The organism is Sphingobium sp., assembly GCA_035196065.1.
In the GTDB taxonomy this organism is placed as follows: Bacteria; Pseudomonadota; Alphaproteobacteria; order Sphingomonadales; family Sphingomonadaceae; genus Sphingorhabdus_B; species Sphingorhabdus_B rara.
Genome location: CP136575.1, coordinates 1,079,341 through 1,101,671 on the forward strand (window position 1 = coordinate 1,079,341; position 22,331 = coordinate 1,101,671).

Sequence of the window (22,331 nt, forward strand, 5' to 3'; positions counted from 1 at the left end):
TCTGGAGAGATTGATGCAAGAACCGCTTCCCGGTGTGCTGGAGCACATCGAACAAGCTCGCCGCACTGCAAGCGTCGTTAAAGACATTCCAGCTGACACTCCGCTTCTCCCGATCCGCCGCTTGGGAGTGATTGGCGCAGGCACGATGGGCAGCGGGATCACCATGAATTTCTTGACCGCTGGCCTCCCGGTGACATTGCTGGATAGGTCACAGGATGCTCTCGACAAGGGCGTGGCGATGATTGAGCGAAATTATCAAAGCGCGGTCAAGCGCGGGAAGATAGATACCGCGCAAGCCGAAGCAGCCATGACCAATTTGGCAGCAAGTGTCGATTTTGCGGATCTGGCAAACGCCGATCTGATTATCGAAGCCGTCTACGAAAACATGGACACTAAGAAGGGCGTATTTGCCAAACTGGACAAGATTGCAAAGCCGGACGCAATCTTGGCGAGCAATACCAGCAATCTGGATATCGACGAAATTGCGCTGGCAACATCACGCCCGCAGTCCGTCCTAGGGATGCACTTCTTCTCGCCCGCTCATGTCATGAAACTGCTCGAAGTCGTGCGGGGGAAGGCAACGGGCAAGCAGCAGCTTGCAACAGTGATGGCACTGGCGGTGGCGGTTGGAAAGACCCCGGTCGTCTCTGGAGTTTGCTATGGCTTCATCGGCAACCGGATTTTGCACGCGAGGCAAATACAGGCTCAGGCTCTTATTATGGAAGGCGCAAAGTACTGGGACGTCGATGCGGCGTTACTGGAGTTCGGGTTTCCAATGGGACCATGGCAGATGGCCGATCTTGCCGGCATAGATCTTGGCTGGCACCGCGATGCATGCAGGATCGAAAATCTCCAGGATGCACTTTGTGCAGCAGGGCGCTGGGGACAGAAAACCGGCAAAGGTTTTTACGATTACGATGAAAACCGAAAGCCGAAACCATCACCAGAAGTAGAGGCCCTGATTGAAACTTTTGCCCAAAAGACGGGCAAGCCGCAGCGCGAGATCGGCAAGCAAGAAATTCGCGAACGCCTGCTTTATCCAATGATCAACGAGGCCGCCCTGATTTTGCAGGAAGGGATCGCCCAACGTGCCAGTGACGTCGATACCGTCTGGCTTAGTGGCTATGGCTGGCCTGCATGGACAGGAGGTCCAATGTTCTGGGCACACCACCTTGGCCTAAAGGTTATCGTAAAGGGCCTCGAGAAATATAGTCTTCCGGTTGCGCCACTGCTGGCAGAAAAGGCTGAGGCGGGCACACCCCTCGAGTAAACGCCCTGCACAGCACCAGCACTGCGTCAGTCTTTTGGATTTTGCGCAAAGTGTAAGGCGCCGGCTTGGCCGATTGGACTCTCATCGCCGCCGGACATAGCCACAAGACGGCGGTCCAGAACGCGGCGTATGGCGACGTGGCGTGTCCGGGTGATCGGGTAAAGGAGCATCAACAGGCCAGAGATCAACAACAGCGCCATCGGCAGGAACACTGCAAGCGTGATCAGTCCTTGTGTTGCAGCAGCATCATTGTTCCCGCCTGGATCAAAGCCAATCACTCCCAGCATATAGAATGCAAAAGAACCGCCAATCGCGCCTCCAGCCGGGATCAACATGGTCCGCATCGCAAAATAGGCGCCGAGCCGATTGGAACGGGTCTTGAGTGCATCAAAATCAGCGATGTCCGCGAGCAAGGACGGCGAAAACATCATACTTGGTGTGTTCATACTGGCGACAAATGCAATGAAGCCCAGCAAAACATAGAAATCCGCTTGTCCTGCCGGTTCAAACAACAAGTAAAGCGGCAAAAGCGCGCCGCTGAGGATTTGCCCCCAAGCATAAAGAAGGTGCTTGCCAAAGTGCCCTGCAAGCTTTTCGCACAGCGGAATGGCAACAACCTGGAGCGCGGTTGCGGCGAGCAAAACCATCACAATCGCTTCCGCGAAACCAAAATAGTCATCGAGGACGATAGCCATCAAGGCGTATGTGATCGCCCAGCTGATCGAATTGAGCACCTCGGCAGCCATATAAATCCGAAACGGTCCATTGCTGGTTACGATGGTCCTAAGCTCAAGGACTCCGACGCTGTGACCTCGGGTCACCGTGCCGACTGGAACAACAAGAACCGCAATCAGGACGGCTACGGGCATCAAGACCATGCCTACCAAGCCAAGGATTTCCATTGCGCTGCGGTCCAGCGCGGCAGTCCTCAAAATACCTATGGATGGGTGCGAGAGGATTTCAGGAACTGCCATGAACGCTATTCCGCCAACAAGCATGGCGAGAGCCTGCGCTCCACTGATCCGCGAGCGCTGGGCATAGTCTGTGCTAATCTCACCAGACCATGAATTATAGGGGGTCGAGAGCAGGCTTTGGGCAAGATAGAAAGCCATCATACCACAAAGGAACCAGCGGTTTCCGGCGCCCTGCGGTGGGATGAAAATCACCCAAAATGCAAAGACGGAAACGATTGCTCCTGCCACCAACCACGGCTTTCGCGGTCCGAACCGGCCGGAAGTGCGATCGGAAAGATAGCCGATAGGCAGATCTACTGCGCCATTGAACAGACGAGCAATGAGGATGCCAGTGGCAATCCCTGCAGTCGTTGCCTCGGTGTATTTAGCGTAAAATGCCATCAGCAAGGCTGGAAAAGGCGAATTAAGCAACGATTGCGGAATGGATGGCAGGGCATAGGCCCAAAGCACCTTGCGAGGCAATTTAACGCTCACGCCGTGCCGTTTCGCGCAATTGGATAGATCAGGCGGGTCAGGTCGCCAGCGCAATTTTCAGAAGCACGAGATATCATCTGCAGCCCTCCCACGGCGAGCATCTGGCCGTTATATAATCAGTGTATACATAAGCCAGCCGTGGTCAATCTGGTACCTGGTTGCCGATTTCAGCCGACTGGGCTTATCAGAATTACCCTGAAATCATTGACGTTTGTGAGAGTAGGCCTGGTAATGAGCAAGTCACCCGAGGCTGCGAAAAACGAATGTCTGCTGCGAGAGAAGTTTGCCCTGCCCAACCTGGACACCCAAGTATCCGAAGGCACCGGCGAGGCGGTTTCCATCGCCAACTATTTCAATACGATGCTAGATCAGTCGATGGACTGGAAAGTGGCTGAGCAGGTCCGCAATGACTGGGGCCGCAAGTTCATCCTGAAAGGCGTCATGAGCGTGGCCGATGCCCGGCGTGCGGTCGAAATCGGGGCCGATGCCATCATGATTTCAAACCACGGCGGGCGTCAGCTTGATGGCAGCCGCGCGCCTTTCGACCAGTTGCCGGAAATCGTCGATGCGGTTGGCGGCCAGATCGAGATCATTTGCAACGGCAGCGTGCGGCGCGGCACCCACGCGCTGAAAGCGCTCTGCGCGGGCGCCACTGCTGTTTCCGGAGGACGCCTATATCTTTATGCGCTGGCGGCAGCCGGCCAGGGCGGCGTGGAACAGGCGCTGGCGATCCTGAAAGATGAAATAGAGCGCGGCATGAAGTTGATGGGAGTGACTTCGGTCGACCAACTCACTGCAGACCGTTTGCGCCGTCGTTGATGCTTTCAGGCCCGCCGCGCGCGGGCGTGAATTTTCTTCCGGCAAACGCCGGGGTGGAATCACGCCCGCAACGGCTCGATCAGAATCGCCCGAAAGTCGTTGACGTTGGTATAGGTCGGCCCAGTCAGCAAAAGATCGCCAAGGGAAGCAAAGAAGCCATAGCTGTCGTTTTCGGTAAGACTGTGCGCGGCATCCAGGCGCAGTGCCGCCGCGCGAGCAATGCTGGATGGAAAACCCATCGCGCCGGCGTTGGCCTCGCTCCCGTCGATCCCGTCTGTATCGGCAGCCACAACCGCAATCCCAGGCTGACCGCCAAGTTCCAGCAAGGCGCCCAGAACATATTCGCCGTTGCGCCCGCCGCGCCCTTTTCCTCGCACCGTGACCGTCGTCTCGCCTCCGGATATCAGGCAGACGGGCTTGCCCTTGCGCTGCAGCTGCAATGCCAGCCTTGCATGGGCCGCACCCAATTCACGGGCCTCACCTTCCAGATCGTCGCCAAGGATCATCGGCAAATATCCCGAAACTTTTGCAACGCTCGCCGCTGCCGCCAGGGAATCGGCAGGGCGGATAATCACAAAAGCACTATCCTGCAGCCTGCCCGCAGCAACAGCACGCGGCACCGCCTTTCCGGCACTGGCCAGATGGCGCTCGATCGCCGGTGCAGGCATGATGCCGTAGCGGGCCAGGATTCCGAGCGCGTCGACACGCTTGCCCGCATTCACGATTGTCGGGCCAGAGCCGATCGACTCGATGGCATCTCCTGGAATGTCAGAAACCGCCAATGTAACAACGCGCGCTGAACCGGCGAGCCGCGCAAGCTCGCCACCTTTGACCGTAGAGAGTTGCTGTCGCACCATGTTGATCTCGCGGATCGGTACGCCCGAAGCGAGCAATGCTTTTGTCACTGCCTGCTTGTCGGCCAAACTGACACCATCCGGCAAGCCAACCATAAGCGATGATGCTCCGCCGGAAATCAGTGCCAGAATCAGGTCGTCCTCGCCCAGCCCACGAACCAATGCCCGCATATGTTCGCCAGCCGCTACGCTGCTTTCATCAGGAACCGGGTGGCTGGCTTCGAGCACCTCGATACGGCCAGAGTATCCGGGGATTGCACTGCCGCGAGACGTGACCACCGCTCCTTTCAGCGGCGCGCTCCACACGCGATCGAGTTCCGCCGCCATCGCAGCAGCCGCTTTGCCCCCGCCAATCACGACAGTTCGGCCTATGGGAGGAGGCGGAAGAAAACCAGCAAGCTTGCCTTCGATCCGAGCCGCGCCCAAAGCTGCATCGAACAGCCCGCGCAGCAGCTGCCGTTGTCCGGCTTCTTCGTCGCTAGTGCAGACGGTCATGGTATGACGACCCGCGACGCCAGTGGACGCCCTGCGAAAAACGCATCCACATCGCGCACAAGGCTTAAACCCATGGCCTCCCGCGCGCCTGTCGTGGCGCTGCCGATATGCGGTAAAAGGTAAGTGTTTGGCGCCGCCAGAAGCTCTTCGGATACCTTTGGTTCACCCACAAATACGTCCAGCCCCGCCGCTGCGATCCTGCCGCTTCGCAAGGCGTTGATCAGAGCCGTCTCGTCAATCAACCCGCCGCGCGCGGTGTTGATCACGATTGCCCCCGGCTTCAACAGGGCCAGCCTGTCCGCATTCAACCAGGCGTGTGTTTCCGTTGAAAGCGGCAAGTGCAGAGAAATGAAATCGCTCTCCTGCACAACCTCTTCAAGCGAGCCGCACAGGTGCACATTGTCTGCCAGGCCATTCCCGGCGGGAGAGCGGACATAGGTGCGAACCTGCATTCCAAAGCCGCGCGCCCTTTCAGCCACTGCCCGGCCAATCCGCCCGAACCCAAGGATGCCAAGGGTCTTGCCATAAATGTCAGCACCAAGCAGCTGGGTCGGTTCCCAACCGTGCCATTGCCCTTGACGCAGCATGGCCTGTGCTTCCCAGCCACGCCGGGCGGCGCCAAGCAGCAGCAGCCAGGTCACGTCGGCCGTGGCCTGGGTCAAAACATCCGGGGTATTGACCAACACGATCCCGCGCGCCTTGAGCGCGGCGACATCGACATGATCGAACCCGACAGAATAGGTCGCGACAAGCCGGATCGAAGCGGGAAGCCGGGCAACGAAGTCAGGCGTAATCCGGTTCATCAGAGTGCAGACCAGGGCATCGTGACCTGCGCACCGCGCCAGCACCTGTTCCTGATCGCTGACCCCGTCCAGCACGGTCAGGTCGGCGAACTGGCCGAATTGTTCGACCACCGCCTGCGGCATCGCATAGGTTGCCAGCACCTGCGGGCGAACCGGTTGGCTTTTTGGCATCACGGCCGCCTGACTCCTTGCCTCTGGCGTCTCTCAGGACGCAGCCATTCCGTAGCCAACCTCGCGCCGGCCATAACGCCGCACCCGAAGGTTTGCTTGCTCCGCATGGCCCACAAACCCTTCGAGCATACACAGCCGCGAACAGTAAGCCCCTACCTGCGCAGCGGCTTCATCTGTCAGCACTTTTTGATAACTGTGGGTCTTCAGGAACTTTCCGACCCATAGCCCGCCAGTGTAACGCCCCGCGCGCCGGGTAGGCAGCGTGTGGTTGGTGCCGATTACCTTGTCCCCGTTGGAAACATTGGTGCGCGGACCAAGGAACAGTGCGCCATAAGAATGCATATTCTCAAGATACCAGTCATCCCGGTCGGTCATCACCTGCACGTGTTCAGAGGCGATCTGGTTGGCGATTTGCAGCATTTCTTCATGGTTGTCGCACAGGATCACTTCGCCATAGTCCCGCCAGCTCGCTGCGGCAGTTTCGGCGGTGGGCAGGATGGCCAGCAATCGCTCGACCTCGGCAATGGTCCCCTCGGCCAGGCGGTGCGAGGTGGTTACCAGCACGGCGGGCGAATTGTAGCCATGCTCTGCCTGCCCCAGAAGATCGGTCGCACACATTTCCGCGTCGACCGTCTCATCCGCGATGACCATCGTTTCGGTCGGACCGGCGAACAGGTCGATCCCAACCCGCCCGAACAGCTGCCGCTTTGCCTCCGCAACAAAGGCATTGCCCGGGCCGACCAGCATGTCGACCGGCTGGATCGTCTCTGTACCCAAGGCCATTGCGCCGACCGCCTGAATCCCGCCCAGGACATAGATTTCATGCGCTCCGGCCAGCTTCATTGCGGCGACGATGGCGGGATGCGGCGCTCCACCGTGCGGCGGAGCCGATGCCACGATCCGGGGGACACCGGCCACGGCCGCCGTCAATACCGACATATGTGCCGAAGCAACCATCGGGAACTTGCCGCCAGGGACGTAACACCCCACCGACTGCACGGGGATATTCCGGTGGCCCAGGATCACGCCGGGCAAGGTTTCCATCTCAAGATCCCGCAGGCAAGCACGCTGCGCCTCGGCAAAGCGGCGGATCTGGGTCTGCGCGAACTGGATGTCTTCCATATCCCGGGCCGATACGCGCGACATCGCGCTGTCGATCTCGGAATCGCTCAGCCGGTAGGATGGCCGGGACAGGTTGTCGAACCGTTCCGACAGCGCGCGAACCGCCGCATCCCCGCCCGTTTCGATAGCAGCAAGGGTCGTTTCGACCACCTTGCGGACCTCGGCATTCTCCGCCGCCCGGTCCCCTTCGGGCTTGCCCCGCTTGAGATAGGTAATGGGCATGATCAATCCTCCCGGCGACCGGGCCAGACCATCGGCCGGATCGCTGCTACGTGTGTCAGGGTTGCGCCGCGTTGGCGCCGCTCAATCGACGCGCCGCGTCTCGGCAATGCTGGAACCGCCGATCGTTTCGATCAGATGTGCACCCTGAAAACCATGGTTCTCCAGTTCCGCAAAGGCGTTCACGATATGGTACAGGGTCGGCAATTCGTCCCACGAGCAATGCCGGAACGCGAACTCTCCCTTGCCCACCTGGAAATTGGTGATCGAGATGTTCTGGCGCACAACGTCATGAGGTGAGAGCGTCACATATTCCACATCGGCCTCGCCCCAGGAACCAGTCTTGGGAATGTACTTGTAAGACAGCATTCCATGGTGATCGGGATCGAGCGGCGGACTGGTCACCCCCTGAAGCGTAACCAGATCGCTGACACTCAGGTCAAGGAAGGGACTGTCGAGCCAGCTCAGGCGGAGCGACTGGCGCCCGTCGATGATCCGCGGTTCCGGGATTTCGCAATAGAGTTTGTTATGCCCCAGTTCTTCCCGCCCGCTGAGGATCGGATCGCAGAGGTTTTCCCAGCGGACCAGCACCAGCGTGCCATTGACCGGGCCATCTTTCCCGTGAAAGGTGACCTCGAACTTGACGTCGAACAGGTTGTAGCCACGGCCCGCCAACCAGCCGATTTCGGTCATGTAGTTCGCCTCGACAGTCACCACCGGCGGCCCGCGCAATTCAAACCGATCGGGCAGCATGGCCTGCAACTGATCCGCGTTGGTCAGCATCCTGACGCCGATCATCTTCATCCGGGGTGTATAACGGAAATCGAAGTCTCGCTCGTCAGGCCACTGCCGCGGACCCGGCATGGGGCCGAAGAATACAGGCATCCGATAGAACTGCCCAGCCTTTGGCGCGAACGGCATCGTAATCCTCCCCAAAACAATCTTAGCGATGGAACCTGACACAAGGTCAATGTAAGCACTGTACATATCGTGAAGGATCCGTCAATCACGACGCGAACCAGGGAGGGCAGGATGCCGCAACTCACATTTGAATTGCAGGGCAAGGCCGCAGTCGTAACCGGTGCCAGTCGCGGACTGGGGGCTGAAATAGCGGTGGCGCTTGCAGCTGCTGGCGCACAGGTCCTTGCCGTGGCCCGCGACCATCAGGCCCTGGCCGAACTTGCCGCGCGGCAGAAGGGGATTGAACCGTGGCCGATGGATGTTCTCGACCCCCGGTTCCCGGAGAGTCTGGCCAGCCGGAGCGTCGACATACTGGTCAACAATGTCGGGATGAACCGGCCAATGCCGATGGAGGCGGTTCCGGCCAAAGTGCTCGATGACATGCTGAATCTCAACGTCCGCAGCGTCTATCTGGCATCGCAGGCGGCGGTGCAGGCGATGCTAAGGCAGGGCCGGGGCGGAACGATAATCAACATTACCAGCCAGATGGGCCATGTAGGCAGTCCTCAGCGGACGGTTTACTGCATGACCAAACATGCGCTCGAAGGCCTGACCAAGGCGATGGCTGTCGAGCTTGCTCCGCACGGCATCAGGGTGAACGCCGTTGCCCCGACTTTCATCGAAACGCCGATGACCAAACCGATGTTGGCAGATCCAGCATTCAGGAACTTTGTCGAAACCATGATTCCGCTGGGCCGCCTGGGTAGCCCGGCAGACGTTGCCGCGGCGACGCTCTACCTCGCATCTCCGCTATCCAGAATGGTAACTGGGACTAGTCTTTTAGTTGACGGCGGATGGACAGCACAGTAACCTACGTCCGCCGAAAAAAGGATCTCAATCGAGTGATAAGCTCAAGGCAGCAAATAGCAGATGAAGGCTCACTGACGGTACGCGCTATGGAGGCAGAGGACCTACCTGCGGCTTTGGAACTGCAGGCGCAAAACTATCCGCCATTCCTCATCGAAGATAACCAGGCATTTGCAAGCCGGCTGAATGTTGCCGCGCCGTATTGCCTTGTTGCGTTACTGGATGGCACTCTCGTTGGTTATCTACTGGCACATGGATGGCCGCGAAGATCCCCTCCGCCTGTCGGTAAAGTGCTATCAAATGCAGAGTTGTTGATTGTCGTTGAGAAGTGACCCGTTAGGGGCATAAGTTTTCACTGAGATTTGACCCATGTTTGAACCACACCCTGACCGACCGGTTGGGGGGATGAGGAGTGATCAACATGGATTTATTGAGTGTGATACGTCGCTGGCGTTTTCGGCAAGGGATGCCGATCCGTGAGATTGTACGGCGGACAGGATTGTCGCGGAACACGATCCGCAAGTATTTACGTGCAGACACGTTAGAACCGGTATTCAGGGCCTCTGTTCGGCCGAGCAAGCTTGATCCGTTTGCAGAGAAGCTGTCGGGGTGGCTGCGGATTGAGGTTGGCAAGTCGCGAAAGCAGAAGCGCACAGCCAAGCAGATGCACGCTGATCTTGTGGTATTGGGCTATGACGGTTCCTACGAGCGGGTTGCAGCCTTTGTGCGCGCTTGGAAGGCTGAACGCCAACGCGAGCAGCAGACCAGCGGACGCGGCACTTTTGTGCCCTTGGTGTTTGCGGCGGGTGAAGCCTTCCAGTTCGACTGGAGCGAAGACTGGGCCATTATAGGTGGCAGGCAGACCAAGTTGCAGGTAGCGCATACCAAGCTATCATACAGCCGAGCGTTCATTGTTCGGGCATATCCACTTCAGACCCACGAGATGCTGTTCGACGCGCTTGCTGAGGCGTTCAGGGTGCTGGGCGGTGTTCCCCAGCGGGGTATTTTTGATAATATGAGGACGGCGGTCGATCGCATTGGCCGGGGCAAAGTCAGACAGGTCAATGCGCGCTTTGCCGCTATGGCGAGCCATTACCTGTTCGAAGCAGACTTCTGTAACCCGGCCTCGGGGTGGGAGAAAGGACAGGTCGAGAAGAACGTGCAGGATGCGCGGCGGCGGCTGTGGCAGCCCCTTAGTGCCTCTGGGCCCAGCTTCCCCGATATCGATGCCCTGAACGCTTGGCTGGAGGAACATTGCATTGCGCAATGGGGGCATATCAAGCACGGTAGCCTGCCTGGTACCGTGGCTGATGTGCATGCCGAGGAAGTCGCCAGCTTGATGCCGCAGGGCCGTATCTTCGACGGCTTTGTCGAACACAGCAAGCGGGTATCCCCGACCTGCCTCGTGAACTTTGACCGTAACCGTTATAGCGTGCCGGCATCGTTTGCGAACCAGCGGGTGAGCCTGCGGATATACCCGAACCGGGTCGTTGTTGTTGCCGAAGGGCAGATCGTGTGCGAGCATGTTCGGATTATTGAGCGCTCGCACCATATGCCCGGCCAAACGGTGTATGACTGGCGCCACTATCTGGCAGTAATCCAACGCAAGCCCGGTGCCTTGCGTAACGGGGCACCCTTCACCGAACTGCCGCAAGCGTTCCGGCAGTTGCAAGGGCTGATCCTCAAGCGGCCTGGCGGCGACAGGGAGATGGCCGAGATACTGGCGCTTGTGCTGCATCATGATGAGCAGGCAGTGCTATGCGCGGTCGAGCTTGCCCTTGATGCTGGGGTGGCGACCAAGACCCATGTTCTCAATATCCTGCATCGTTTGACCGATGGCAAAGCTATCCCGCCAACCCCTATAGATGCACCACAGGCTTTGCGCCTTGCGCGCGAGCCTCTAGCCAATGTCGGGCGCTACGATGCCCTCCGGAACAAGGAGGCGCGTCATGCGTCATGATCCCGCCAGCGCCGCGATCGTGGTCATGCTACGCGGCCTCAAGATGTACGGCATGGCTGGCGCCGTCAGCGACCTGATCGAACAGGGTGCCCCTGCGTTCGAAGCGGCTGTGCCGATCCTCTCGCAGCTGCTCAAGGCGGAGATGACCGAACGTGAGGTCAGATCCATCGCTTACCACATTAAGGCAGCCCGGTTCCCGGCCTACAAGGATCTGGCCGGGTTCGACTTTGCAGCCAGCGAGGTGAATGAAGCCCTCATCCGTCAACTCCATCGTGGAGATTTTATAGACGGTGCCGACAATATCGTACTGATCGGCGGTCCCGGGACAGGTAAAAGCCACATGGCTACAGCGCTTGGCGTGCAGGCTGTTGAGCATCACCGCAAAAAGGTCCGCTTCTTCTCCACGGTTGATCTGGTCAATGCGCTGGAACAGGAAAAGGCTATGAATAAAGCTGGCCAGGTTGCCGAGCGCCTGCTGCGCCTTGATCTCGTCATTCTCGACGAGTTAGGCTATCTGCCGTTCAGTCCATCAGGCGGCGCGCTGCTGTTCCATCTGCTCTCCAAGCTTTATGAGCAGACCAGCGTCATCATCACCACCAATCTATCGTTCAGCGAATGGGGCGGTGTGTTCGGTGATGCCAAGATGACGACCGCTTTGCTCGATCGACTTACGCACCACTGCCACATCCTTGAGACCGGGAATGACAGCTTCCGCTTCCGCGCCAGTGCCGCAGCGCCCAAAAACAGAAAGGAAAAACCAACCTCTTGACCCAAAACCCGCAACGCGGGATATACCAACCACCCGGGTCACTTCTCAGTGAAAATAACGGGTCACTTCTCAACGACAATCAACAATAATCCTTCTTGATGCGCCCCATTGACGATTCCCTTTGTTCCGCATCTGTTCCAATATCAGCTTGACACAGCCCTCGCAATCCTGTTCTATCCACACCGATCAGATTTCTGAGGATAGTTATGTCGACAACTTTGCAGGAGCGCCTCCGCGCACGCATCCGCCAGCTGGGCATGAACGTCGCTGACGTTGCCTCACTGGCCGGTGTGAACCGGTCGTTCTTGTACGATATCATCCGCGGCCGATCGCAGACGCCCAATCTGGAGCGTCTCAAGAGCGTGGCTGCTGCGGTGAAGGTCGACGTCGAATGGCTGCTTCACGGGCAGGGAGACGTCCAGGGCGAAACCCCGCTGGATGAAGGCGCGCAGTCTGACTTCATTGGAATTGCTTACGTCAATGCTCGCCCGTCGATGGGGGGCGGGTCCATTCTGGATGAAGAGGCAAAGCCGGGGCGTGATTTCCATTTTCGGCGGTCGTGGATCAAGGAACGACTGAAGGCGGCCCCTTCAATGCTACGTGTCATGCAAGTGGAAGGGGATAGCATGAAGCCAACCCTCGAAGATGGCGACACGGTGCTGGTCGACATGTCGCAGAAGATCCCACAGCCGCCCGGGATCTTTGTACTCCACGACGGCCTCGGGCTGGTGGCCAAGCGCTTGGAGCACGTGCCAATGAGCGATCCGCCGCGCGTTCAGATCATTTCGGACAACACCCGTTATCCGCCCTACGATTGCCTGGCCGACGAGGTAAACATCATCGGGCGCATACGCTGGTACGGGCGGGAGATGTTTTGATGGCTGAGGTGGCCGATGAGTGATGGATACAACTTTGCCCAGCTGAAGACTGAGATCCTGAAGCTGAGTAAGGCGACGGATTGGGAGACAGCTCGTAAAGAATGGAGGCTCGTTAGTATCAGCCAAGCTGATGAACCCGAAGCCTGCCTCTGCGGTCACTTTCCAATCATCGACCTCTGCACAATCAAGAACGGCGTAACTGGCCAGTCGGTCGACGTTGGCAATGTCTGTGTGAAGAGGTTTCTGGGCTTTCGCTCTGATTTGATCTTTGCCTCGATCAAGCGGATCAAAAGCAATCCCGACAAGAGCATAGGCCCTGATGCAGCGGCGCTATTCCACCGCCAGGGGATCATCAACGCCTGGGAGTACCAGTTTCAACAGGACACGCATCGCAAGCGCGATCTTACTGCAAGGCAACTTGCCACACGCCATAGTATCAACCGCAAGGTGTTAGCTGCGATTAGACGTCGCGGGATTACATAACGGTATGCAATTCGCTACCAAAGGGTTCCACTTGGGACGCATCTAGTATGTCATCAGTAGGAGGGTTCATGCCTTTAGAGGACTGAGCCAACATGCACGACATCTCCGCGGGCAGCAGCCCGTCTCCCATCAACACCATGACCGATGACGAGCGCTTCACCGAGTTGGGGCAGATCATCGCGGCAGGCATCATCCGGATGCACGCAAAGTCCAGTTCTATATCTGCAGGGGACGCAGATAGTTCACTCGCTATCTCGCGGCCCAAGAGCGTGTGTCGAACCCGGGGACGCCCCCGAGTTGGAGAACGCTAATGCAGAACTATGACGACCCGCAGGTGCTTGCGCGCCTGTCCGCGCTAAAGACCATGACAATGCCGCAGCTACGGCAAGAGTGGGAGAAGCTATTTGCTGCCGCTACTCCCAACAACAGCCGCCCTTTTCTTGAGCAGCGCCTCGCCCACCGGATCCAGGAGCTAGCCTTCGGTGGCCTTAGCAAACCCGTCATCCGCACCCTGGATATGTTGGCCGACGAGGTCGAGGGCAAGAAGGTCAGGAAGTCGGTGATCTCAGATCCCCGCAACCCAATCATTGGCACGCGCCTGATCCGGGATTGGAAAGGGACCGAGCACACGGTCGTGGTTGCCAAGGATGGGTTCGACTGGAATGGTCGGCGGTACAAATCGCTCTCGGCGATTGCCAAATCTATTACCGGCACCAACTGGAACGGATATCGCTTCTTTGGCCTGCGGGCAGCTGAGGGAGGCGCGCGATGACTGAGGCACGACGCCGCATTCGCTGCGCCATCTACACCCGCAAGTCGTCCGAAGAGGGGCTCGAACAAGAGTTCAACAGCCTCGATGCGCAGCGCGAAGCCTGTGAAGCCTACATCGCGAGCCAGCGTCACGAAGGCTGGCTCACCATGCGCGAAGGCTATGATGACGGCGGGTATTCCGGCGGCAACCTTGATCGCCCCGGCCTGCAGAACCTGCTCGAAGACATCCGTGCAGGCCTGGTCGACGTCATCGTAGTCTACAAGATCGACCGCCTGTCCCGCTCGCTGATGGATTTTGCCCGGCTCGTTGAGGTGTTTGATGAGCACAAGGTGACGTTCGTGTCGGTCACCCAGTCGTTCAACACGACGACCTCGATGGGGCGCCTGACCCTCAACGTGCTCCTGTCATTTGCGCAGTTCGAGCGCGAGGTGACCGGTGAGCGCATTCGCGACAAAATTGCGGCCAGCCGCGCCAAGGGCATGTGGATGGGTGGGTTCGTGCCATGGGGCTACGATGCCGTCGATCGGAAGCTGGTTATCAATGAGGCAGAAGCGGCACAGATCCGCTTCATCTTCGAGCGTTTTGTCGAGTTGGGATCAGCCACCAGGCTCACCCGCGAGCTTGTCCGTAAGGGCATTACCAACAAGCGAGGTCGGCCCATCGACAAGGGGTTCCTCTACAAGCTCTTCCGCAATCGTGTTTATCTTGGTGAAGCGGTTCACAAGGGCACAAGCTACCCTGGCGAGCATCAAGCGATCATTGACCAAGATATCTGGGACAAAGCTCACTCGATCTTGAAGATCAGTCCCCGCGTTCGAGCCAACAACACCCGCGCGCAAACACCGGCTATGCTCAAGGGGCTTATCTTCACCGATACCGGCGTTGCGATGACGCCGACGCATACACGTAAGGGTGAAAAGCTCTATCGCTATTACATTTCGATGGATGCTCTGAAGAACCGAGGCGACGAAGGCCAGGGCTCAATTGTTCGCCTCAACGCTGGCGTAATCGAAAGCGCGGTCGTTCAGAATATCCGCCAGCTGCTGCGCGCACCCGAGATTGCAGCCAAAGCTTGCTCTGCGCTAAAGGCAGCGAGGTCGGGCCTTACCGAGGACGATGTAGCGAGTGCTTTGGCAACCTTCGACAGCTTCTGGGACAATCTGTTCCCGGCAGAGCAGGACCGGACCGCCCGGCTGCTCATTGAACGCGTTGTTGTCAGCAAGGAAGGCATGTCGCTTGATCTGCGGACCAGCGGACTTAGCTCGTTGGTCAGCGACATGTTGCAATTGCCCAAGCTGGACAAAGCTGCATGAGTGAAGCCGCCGGCATCACCACGGTCTTTATCCCGCTCGTAATCCGAAAGCGGAACGGACGGCCGCGCATCGCGCCGCCTGACGACTATGCTGTGAACGACGACAATGGCGGTGTGGATCCCCACATCATGCGAGCACTGGGGCTAGCATGGAGCTGGAAACGTAAGCTAGATGCCGGTGAGTTCTCCTGCAACCAGGACATCGCCACTGCTGAGGGATTTACGGCTGCCTACGTCGGACGGGTTGTGAGGCTGACTTACCTCGCGCCCAATGTGCTGCACAAACTGCTGATCGAGCGGAACGCGCCAGCCGTGCGGCTTAAGGACCTATGGTATGCGATCGATCTTCCTTGGGCTGAGCAGGAGGTCGCGATTTTTCGGACGCCTGGCAGCCACTGAAGGCTTCTGCCATAGGATTTAGTGCGCTTAAGCACTCGAAACTCCTCAGCATTGCCGACAAAAACGGATCGTGCGATGCTAGAAGGCATGGACACCAACGATCTCCTGCCATTCGATCTCAATGTTAGGGGCGAACTTACTCGCGCAATAGCGGAATTAGGCCGCGCACCCAGCAATGAGCAGCTTGCTCAGCGACTTGATGCTGACGTCATTGCAGTCGAGCAATCTCTAAGACAATTGCACGACGCCCACGCACTTCAGCTTCATCCGCACCGCTGTGCCCCTTGGGTAGTTCACCCGTTCGCCCTTTCTCCGGGTTCTTGTTGGGTTGAGACTTCCGGTCGTGGTTGGTGGGCCAACTGCCTCTACTGCGGTATGGGTATCGCAGCGGCGCTCAATGAGGATGTGAGCATCCACACTCGGATTGGCGGGGAGCGAGAACCGATAGTCGTTCACGTTTGTGGAGGCGAGGTACAGGAAACCGAACTCCTCTTCCACCTGTCAACACCGGTTCGAGAGTGGTGGGATAATGTCATTCACGCTTGCGCCAGCTTTCAGCCGTTTCACTCCGAGGTTGACGTTGAGGACTGGTGCGCGCGCCATGGCCTGCCTCGTGGTGCAGTCGTACCCATCCAGCAAATGTGGCGGTTTGCGGCCGACTGGTATGGAAGCTACTTAGAGAAGCAATGGCGGAAACGCTCTGTAGCAGAAACAAAAGCACTCTTCGAGAAGCATGGATTTGAGGGCGATTTCTGGCGACTTAGTTGAAGCAGGATCTCCAATTCGGGCGGGTTCGAATACCCTGCGGCGCCTACTATACTGCCGGTTTTGAGTCTCTCGCGCGCCAAAATTGCGCCCGAACAGAAAAGGCAGGGTAGAAAGCAAAAACCCCAGAAATCTGACATTTTCTTGGCCTAAACCTTTTGGGGCGTGGTTTAGGTGAAAAGAGATGGAAGCCGATCTGAGACAGATCTTGGGGGTCTCGCTAGTCTGAACAGTTTAGGAGTCCACGCGAAAACGGCGCAGAACTGCGCCATTTCGAAGCCCCAATTGGGACTGTTCTTTAATTTTCAATTATATAGTGGCGGAGACGGAGGGATTCGAACCCTCGGTACCGGATTTACCAGTACGACGGTTTAGCAAACCGTTGGTTTCAGCCACTCACCCACGTCTCCGCACTTTTGGTGGCTGTCGGGGCCTATAGCGGTGGGTTTCCCAGCCTGCAATGCCTATTCGCCCAGTTCGTCAGACTCACTTGGACGCGAAAGCGAGTCGGCTCATCGCCCGTTCATTGTGCGCGCTCCAAAGCAGGTTCTAGCTTGTCTCACAGTTTAGGAGGATTGCGAATATATGACCGGATTGTCCCTGCGCAGATGGGGAAATGTGCTGATGCTTGCATTGGCGGCCATGATCCTCACCGGCACGCCTGCCCACGCGCAAATCCAGACGATCGACCCCAATGAGGCGATCGACGCGGATCTTGGCACACCGCCCAAGGCCGAATCGCCGCCGAAATTGGAAACGTCTGCCGATCCCGCGATGGACAGCAGCGTTGCGGAGCCTGCGACCGACGTTCCCGCAACAAGTGTTCCATCGCCGGGAGCCGATAGCGCGACCTATCAACAAGATGACCTGATCGGGGCGGCTGAGGGCGTATTCGGCAAAGGTGCCGAGGGTCTTGCCCGGCTGATCGAGGATGTTTTGAAGAAGCAGGGGCAGCCCAATGGCTATATTGTCGGCCGTGAAGGCGGCGGGGCGCTGCTGGTCGGGTTGCGTTATGGATCGGGTACGCTGCACCACAAGGTTGAAGGGGAGATGCCTGTCTATTGGACCGGACCGTCACTCGGATTTGATGCCGGGGCAAATGCGGGTAACACCTTCGTCCTCGTCTATAATCTTTACGATAGCGAAGATCTGTATCGCCGTTTTCCCAGCGGGGAAGGCGTCGCCTATCTGGTCGGTGGTTTCAATGCCAGTTATCTGCGGCGCGGCGATATCGTACTGATCCCGATTCGCGTTGGTGCAGGCCTGCGTTTGGGCGCCAATGTCGGTTATATGAAGTTTTCGAAGAAGCAGCGTTGGCTGCCCTTCTGACGCCCCGGGTCGCACCGTGGTGGGGCATTGGGCGTCCTTCGGGACGCCCTTTTTTTAACGACTGCGAACCTCTTCCATGCGCTTGAGATAGCGGGCGAGGATATCGATCTCTAGATTGACTTCACGCCCCGGCGCCATCTCGGCGAGGGTTGTGACATCCCAGCTGTGGGGAATGATATTGAGCGCGAAATGCGCGCGGCCATCAGTCGCGTCGATCACTTCATTCACCGTCAGCGACACACCGTCGACCGTGATCGATCCCTTCGCAGCGATATAGGCCGCCAATGATGCGGGCGCTGCAATTACGACTTTGTGCGAATCGCCGACCGGTTCGACCGAAACAACTTGGCCGATACCGTCGACATGGCCGGTCACGATATGGCCACCCAGTTCGTCGCCTACCTTAAGTGCGCGTTCCAGGTTCAGGCGTCGCCCCTCTACCCACATGCCGGCTGCCGTCTTACTGACGGTTTCAGCCGAAGCATCAACGGCAAACCAGCCCTGATCGCCGCTGCGTCCTTTGTCGATCACGGTAAGGCAGCAGCCCGAACAGGCGATCGAAGCGCCAAGGTCGACGCTGCCCATGTCATAGTTGCAATGGATGATGAGCCGAAGGTCGCCGCGCTGTTCGGCGCTGGCGATATGGCCTATGTCGGTGATGATGCCGGTGAACATGCCGCCTCGTATACTTCTAACCGGTTGCCATCAATAGCCTTGCTCCCCAGCATGCGTGCGTCTGCAAGATGCCAGCGCCCATGTGCCTGCGACAGGTCGTCAAGGCCAATATCGCCCAGCGCTGGCCGGCCACCGCCAATCAGGATCGGGGCACGATAGAGCATTAGCCGATCGACAAGCCCTGCGCGCAAAAAGGCACTTGCCGTCTGTGCGCCGCCTTCAACGATCAGGCTGTTGCAACCGAGCGAAGCAATATCTTCCGGGGAACGGATCGCTTCCCATCCGGCAGGCGGCTCCCCGCTGCCGAGCATGATCCGGCGGGGGCTGCGCCGCTCCAGCCCCGGCAGGCGGACGTCAAGCGCTGGCACGTCGGCGCGAACGGTGCCGGCACCGACAAGGATCGCGTCGCACCGCGCCCGCTCGAGATGCGCATGCGCGCGTGCCGCCGGGTTGGTGATCCAGCGGCTGCTGCCATCCGCCATGGCGATGCAGCCATCGAGCGAGGTAGCGAGTTTGAGTGTAACATGCGGGCGGCCCGCCTTGATGCGGGTGACAAAGCCGGCAAGCCCGCGCCGGGCATCGTCGGGCAGCCAATCGCGATCAACCTTGATACCGGCGACCGCAAGCCGGTCATAACCTTTGCCGGCGGTACGCGGGTCCGGATCGGTTAAGGCGCCCACGACGCGGGCCACACCCGCGCTGATCAGCGTGTCGGCGCAGGCATCCCCGCGCGGGCTTTCATGCGCGCAAGGTTCAAGGCTAACATAGGCAGTGGCTCCGCGCGCTGCATTGCCTGCTGCGGCGAGAGCCATCGCCTCTGCATGCGGCCGCCCGCCAGGTTGGGTCCAGCCGCGCCCGACGACAATGCCTTGCGCAACGATGATGCAGCCAACCGACGGGTTGGCGTCCGTGGTTCCTCTGTCGCGCTCGGCCAGAGCGATTGCCGCTGACAGCCAGCGGTGATCATCGTCGAACGCTGTTATTTGCCGGCTCCTACACGTTCCGCTATTTCAGCCTCTGCCTCTGCCCGTTTGCGTTCATCGGCAAGCTGAGCCTCGGCGTCCAGCTTTTCGACGTCCATGCCCACCGCGCGACCCAGCGCCTTATAGGCGTCGCGTTCGCGCTGGCGCATTTCCTCTTTCAGTTTCTGAGATTCACGGATCGCAGCGAGGCTCTCATCGACCGAACGGTCGGCGGGCCAGCTTTCAAAATAGGTGACCTGAGGTGGCGGCGGCTTCGACTTGTCGAGCATGTCGAAATAGAACATCGCAATGATGGTAGCGGTCGGCACACAGGCGGCAAGCAGCACCAGCGGCCGCACGCTCCCGCGCTGCCGCATATAACCGACAAGGTCGGAAAGCCCGCCTTTGACCGACGCGTCATGGAAAAAACTCATGCCCTTGTTTAGGGCCTGTGTTGCGTGAATTCCAGTGGGGATGTTCCCCGCTTCGGCCAGCGCCGGAGGCATCGGTCTTGCTCTGCTTGTTCGGCAATACTCAGCGCGTGATCGCGCAGATCACGCCCGAGGAACTGACGACGCCCAATATTTCGGGATCCTGCAGTGCCTTTGTGCGCTTTACAAACTCTTCGATTGTGATTTTGTTCGCCTTTTTGTCGCGCAGCTTCTCAAGCCCGCGCAGCTTGTTGAGCTGACCCAGCGACAGCCGGTCGACCATCCGCCCTGCCATACAACGTGCAACCGGCTTAGGCAGGCCCGCCTCGATTAACGCATTGCGGATCCGGGTTTCGGGCGTTGCACAGCCGGCAAGCAACGCGGCGCAGGCAATGGCGACCAGCAATTGCTTCATACGTCATGTTCCTTGGCGCGTTCGACGCATTCGATGATTATGCGCTTGGCTTCATCCACGTCACCCCAGCCATTGAGCTTGGCCCATTTTCCGGGTTCAAGGTCTTTGTAATGGGTGAAGAAATGCTCGATCTGTTGCAGCACGATCGGTGGCATGTCCTTATAGGTTGCGACGTCGGCATAATAAGGGAATGTCTCGTTCACCGGAACGCAGAGCAGTTTTTCATCGCCGCCCTTGTCATCTTCCATCAATAGCACGCCGACCGGACGGCATTTTACCACCGCGCCGGCGATGATGGGCGAACGGGCAACGACCAGAGCGTCGAGTGGATCACCATCCTCACCCAGCGTATGCGGGACAAAGCCATAATTGGCGGGATAGCGCATTGGGGTGTGGAGGAAACGGTCGACAAATAGCGCGCCCGACGCCTTGTCAAATTCATATTTCACCGGCTCGCCGCCAATGGGAACTTCGATCAGGACGTTGAGGCTTTCGGGCGGATTGTCGCCGGCGGGGATAAGGTCGATGCGCATGGGAGATGGCCTTTTGCTTGTTGTTTGGCGGGGCCCCTAGTCGAATATCGCGGCTTACGGAAGGCTGAATAGGGGGGCGTCGGTAAAGTCCCCCGCCCGCTTGCGGGAGGGGTTAGGGGAGGGGGCGAGCGAAGCGAGCCTTCGGACGTTTCAGGCCCTCCCCCGGCCCCTCCCGCAAGCGGGCGGGGAGAAATTGCTGCTATTCCCCCTTATCACAAAACCCGCTAGGGAACCGCCCAATATGGCAAAGATTCAGACACCCCAGCCCGTGCGTGGCACACAGGATATGTATGGCGAGACTGAAGAGCGGTTCGCACATGTCGTTTCGACCTTTGAACGTGTGCGGCGGCTTTATGGTTTCAAGGGGTTGCAACTGCCGGTGATCGAACCGACCGCAGTTTTCGCGCGCTCATTGGGTGAGGCGACCGATGTCGTGTCGAAGGAAATGTACACCTTCGAGGATCGCGGCGGGGATTCAATCACGCTGCGCCCTGAATTCACGGCCGGCATTGCGCGCGCCTATCTTACCAATGGCTGGCAACAGCATGCACCGATGAAGGTCACGGCGCATGGCCCGCTGTTCCGTTATGAACGCCCGCAAAAGGGCCGTTATCGCCAGTTCCATCAGATCGACGCTGAAATCATCGGTGCGGCGGAACCGGCAGCAGATGTCGAACTGCTGGTGATGGCCGACCAGTTGCTGCACGAACTGGGCATCAAGGAAGGCGTGACGCTTGAACTCAACACGCTGGGCGATGCGGCAAGCCGCGATGCTTGGCGCGAAGCGCTGATCACCTATTTCAATGATCATAAGGATGTCTTGAGCGAAGACAGCCTGTCGCGGCTTGAGAAAAACCCGCTGCGCATCCTCGACAGTAAAGATCCGGACGATCGCGGCGTCGCCCATGCTGCGCCCAAGATTGACGAATTTCTGAGCAGCGAGGCGCAGGACTTTTTCGGTGCGGTGACAGCGGGATTGGATGCCGCCGGTGTCGCCTGGATGCGCAATGCAAAGCTGGTGCGCGGCCTTGATTATTATCGCCACACCGCGTTTGAATTCACCACCGACCGGCTGGGTGCCCAAGGCACCGTGCTCGGCGGCGGTCGCTATGACGGGCTGATCGAAAATCTGGGTGGGCCGCACACGCCTGCTGTCGGCTGGGCTGCGGGCATTGAACGGTTGGCGATGTTGATTGATGCTCCATCAACTCGCGAGATGACTTTTGCCGTGGTAGCCGATGCGCTCGATCTTGATTTGGAAGCTCAGCGATTTGCAAACAAGCTGCGCCGTGAAGGAGTCCCGGTTTTCCGTTCGTTCAAGACAAGTACGAAGAAGCAGATTGAATCTGCGAGAAAAGCTCAGGTCGACGGTCTGCTGTTTATTCGTCCGGGTAAAGAGTTACACGTTACGCAAGTCTCAGGTTCAGTTTACGCCCTTCGAGATTTGCTCACTAAAGCTCTGGCGCACGCCCCAGAAGGGTATCAGGCTGCCAATGGCGATGGTGAATGATCGCCATGGTTCCAACTTATCACTGTCACCCTGAACTTGTTTCAGGGTCCCTTTCGCCTCTCAACTCTTCGGTTGCAGTGGCGGGATGGATGCTGAAACAAGTTCAGCATGACGATCACTTCAAGGCCGTACCAAGCCTCTTGGTGCCTTCGTGTCTTCGAGTGAACTAA

24 protein-coding genes and 1 tRNA gene are annotated in these 22,331 nt (G+C 58.5%); 14 read left to right on the forward strand and 11 right to left on the reverse strand.

The genetic code is table 11. The annotated features are described in order from the left end of the window. The first annotated feature begins 13 nt into the window (after positions 1-13). The gene (locus tag RSE16_05090; GenBank protein ID WRH76845.1) at positions 14-1,270 is read left to right on the forward strand and encodes a 3-hydroxyacyl-CoA dehydrogenase NAD-binding domain-containing protein; all 1,257 of its coding nucleotides are present in this window, start codon (positions 14-16) and stop codon (positions 1,268-1,270) included. Positions 1,271-1,296: 26 nt separating this feature from the next. Here the strand turns inward: RSE16_05090 and RSE16_05095 are convergent, their stop codons facing one another. Next, entirely contained in the window at positions 1,297-2,718 is a 1,422-nt protein-coding gene (locus RSE16_05095) for an MFS transporter (GenBank protein WRH76846.1), read from the reverse strand. A 231-nt stretch (positions 2,719-2,949) separates the two neighbouring features. Between RSE16_05095 and RSE16_05100 the strand changes: the two genes are divergently transcribed. Beyond that, a complete protein-coding gene (locus tag RSE16_05100; protein ID WRH76847.1) occupies positions 2,950-3,537 on the forward strand; it encodes an alpha-hydroxy acid oxidase in 588 nt (195 codons plus the stop codon). 59 nt (positions 3,538-3,596) lie between these two features. Here the strand turns inward: RSE16_05100 and RSE16_05105 are convergent, their stop codons facing one another. From RSE16_05105 to RSE16_05120, 4 genes are all read right to left on the reverse strand, one after another. Further along, positions 3,597-4,886 (reverse strand): DUF4147 domain-containing protein, encoded by a 1,290-nt coding sequence (locus tag RSE16_05105; protein ID WRH76848.1) that lies wholly within the window; start codon positions 4,884-4,886, stop codon positions 3,597-3,599. Next, on the reverse strand, positions 4,883-5,860 hold the full coding sequence (locus tag RSE16_05110) for a D-glycerate dehydrogenase (GenBank protein ID WRH76849.1): 978 nt from the start codon (positions 5,858-5,860) through the stop codon (positions 4,883-4,885). The genes RSE16_05105 and RSE16_05110 overlap by 4 nt, the downstream gene beginning before the upstream one ends. Before the next feature lie 33 nt (positions 5,861-5,893). After that, on the reverse strand, positions 5,894-7,204 hold the full coding sequence (gene hisD, locus RSE16_05115) for a histidinol dehydrogenase (protein WRH76850.1): 1,311 nt from the start codon (positions 7,202-7,204) through the stop codon (positions 5,894-5,896). Positions 7,205-7,285: 81 nt separating this feature from the next. Then, on the reverse strand, positions 7,286-8,122 hold the full coding sequence (locus RSE16_05120; protein ID WRH76851.1) for an acetoacetate decarboxylase family protein: 837 nt from the start codon (positions 8,120-8,122) through the stop codon (positions 7,286-7,288). Between the two features lie 111 nt (positions 8,123-8,233). On the opposite strand from RSE16_05120, the gene RSE16_05125 reads away from it, so the two are divergent. From RSE16_05125 to RSE16_05170, 10 genes are all read left to right on the forward strand, one after another. Continuing rightward, the gene (locus RSE16_05125; GenBank protein ID WRH76852.1) at positions 8,234-8,971 is read left to right on the forward strand and encodes an SDR family oxidoreductase; all 738 of its coding nucleotides are present in this window, start codon (positions 8,234-8,236) and stop codon (positions 8,969-8,971) included. Beyond that, on the forward strand, positions 8,956-9,300 hold the full coding sequence (locus tag RSE16_05130) for a hypothetical protein (GenBank protein WRH76853.1): 345 nt from the start codon (positions 8,956-8,958) through the stop codon (positions 9,298-9,300). The genes RSE16_05125 and RSE16_05130 overlap by 16 nt, the downstream gene beginning before the upstream one ends. A gap of 89 nt (positions 9,301-9,389) precedes the next feature. Further along, the gene (gene istA, locus RSE16_05135; protein WRH76854.1) at positions 9,390-10,928 is read left to right on the forward strand and encodes an IS21 family transposase; all 1,539 of its coding nucleotides are present in this window, start codon (positions 9,390-9,392) and stop codon (positions 10,926-10,928) included. Then, positions 10,918-11,697 (forward strand): IS21-like element helper ATPase IstB, encoded by a 780-nt coding sequence (gene istB / locus RSE16_05140; protein WRH76855.1) that lies wholly within the window; start codon positions 10,918-10,920, stop codon positions 11,695-11,697. The genes istA and istB overlap by 11 nt, the downstream gene beginning before the upstream one ends. A 206-nt stretch (positions 11,698-11,903) precedes the next feature. Beyond that, complete coding sequence (locus RSE16_05145) at positions 11,904-12,575, forward strand: LexA family transcriptional regulator (GenBank protein WRH76856.1); 672 nt, start codon at positions 11,904-11,906, stop codon at positions 12,573-12,575. 15 nt (positions 12,576-12,590) lie between these two features. Next, complete coding sequence (locus RSE16_05150; protein ID WRH76857.1) at positions 12,591-13,058, forward strand: hypothetical protein; 468 nt, start codon at positions 12,591-12,593, stop codon at positions 13,056-13,058. A gap of 310 nt (positions 13,059-13,368) precedes the next feature. After that, positions 13,369-13,830, forward strand: a complete 462-nt coding sequence (locus tag RSE16_05155; protein ID WRH76858.1) for a DUF2924 domain-containing protein — start codon at positions 13,369-13,371, stop codon at positions 13,828-13,830. Further along, positions 13,827-15,143, forward strand: a complete 1,317-nt coding sequence (locus tag RSE16_05160) for a recombinase family protein (GenBank protein WRH76859.1) — start codon at positions 13,827-13,829, stop codon at positions 15,141-15,143. The genes RSE16_05155 and RSE16_05160 overlap by 4 nt, the downstream gene beginning before the upstream one ends. Beyond that, positions 15,140-15,541 (forward strand): hypothetical protein, encoded by a 402-nt coding sequence (locus tag RSE16_05165; GenBank protein ID WRH76860.1) that lies wholly within the window; start codon positions 15,140-15,142, stop codon positions 15,539-15,541. Before RSE16_05160 ends, RSE16_05165 begins: the two co-directional genes overlap by 4 nt. 21 nt (positions 15,542-15,562) lie before the next feature. Continuing rightward, positions 15,563-16,309: an alkylmercury lyase family protein gene (locus RSE16_05170; protein WRH76861.1), complete on the forward strand. Its 747-nt coding sequence runs from the start codon at positions 15,563-15,565 to the stop codon at positions 16,307-16,309. A gap of 314 nt (positions 16,310-16,623) precedes the next feature. Here the strand turns inward: RSE16_05170 and RSE16_05175 are convergent. Continuing rightward, positions 16,624-16,716 (reverse strand) — tRNA-Ser (locus RSE16_05175). 214 nt (positions 16,717-16,930) lie between these two features. Here RSE16_05175 and RSE16_05180 point away from each other — a divergent pair. Next, the gene (locus RSE16_05180; GenBank protein ID WRH77302.1) at positions 16,931-17,635 is read left to right on the forward strand and encodes a DUF1134 domain-containing protein; all 705 of its coding nucleotides are present in this window, start codon (positions 16,931-16,933) and stop codon (positions 17,633-17,635) included. A gap of 54 nt (positions 17,636-17,689) precedes the next feature. Here RSE16_05180 and RSE16_05185 read toward each other — a convergent pair whose 3' ends face one another. The 5 genes from RSE16_05185 to ppa form a co-directional block, all read right to left on the reverse strand. Beyond that, a complete protein-coding gene (locus RSE16_05185; GenBank protein WRH76862.1) occupies positions 17,690-18,310 on the reverse strand; it encodes a riboflavin synthase in 621 nt (206 codons plus the stop codon). Further along, on the reverse strand, positions 18,283-19,263 hold the full coding sequence (gene ribD / locus RSE16_05190) for a bifunctional diaminohydroxyphosphoribosylaminopyrimidine deaminase/5-amino-6-(5-phosphoribosylamino)uracil reductase RibD (GenBank protein ID WRH77303.1): 981 nt from the start codon (positions 19,261-19,263) through the stop codon (positions 18,283-18,285). Before ribD ends, RSE16_05185 begins: the two co-directional genes overlap by 28 nt. A gap of 26 nt (positions 19,264-19,289) precedes the next feature. Beyond that, the gene (locus tag RSE16_05195) at positions 19,290-19,706 is read right to left on the reverse strand and encodes a hypothetical protein (protein ID WRH76863.1); all 417 of its coding nucleotides are present in this window, start codon (positions 19,704-19,706) and stop codon (positions 19,290-19,292) included. A gap of 100 nt (positions 19,707-19,806) precedes the next feature. After that, entirely contained in the window at positions 19,807-20,118 is a 312-nt protein-coding gene (locus RSE16_05200; GenBank protein ID WRH76864.1) for a hypothetical protein, read from the reverse strand. After that, entirely contained in the window at positions 20,115-20,651 is a 537-nt protein-coding gene (ppa, locus tag RSE16_05205) for an inorganic diphosphatase (protein ID WRH76865.1), read from the reverse strand. Before ppa ends, RSE16_05200 begins: the two co-directional genes overlap by 4 nt. A 241-nt stretch (positions 20,652-20,892) precedes the next feature. On the opposite strand from ppa, the gene hisS reads away from it, so the two are divergent. Beyond that, entirely contained in the window at positions 20,893-22,161 is a 1,269-nt protein-coding gene (hisS, locus tag RSE16_05210; protein WRH76866.1) for a histidine--tRNA ligase, read from the forward strand. The last annotated feature ends 170 nt before the right edge of the window (positions 22,162-22,331 follow it).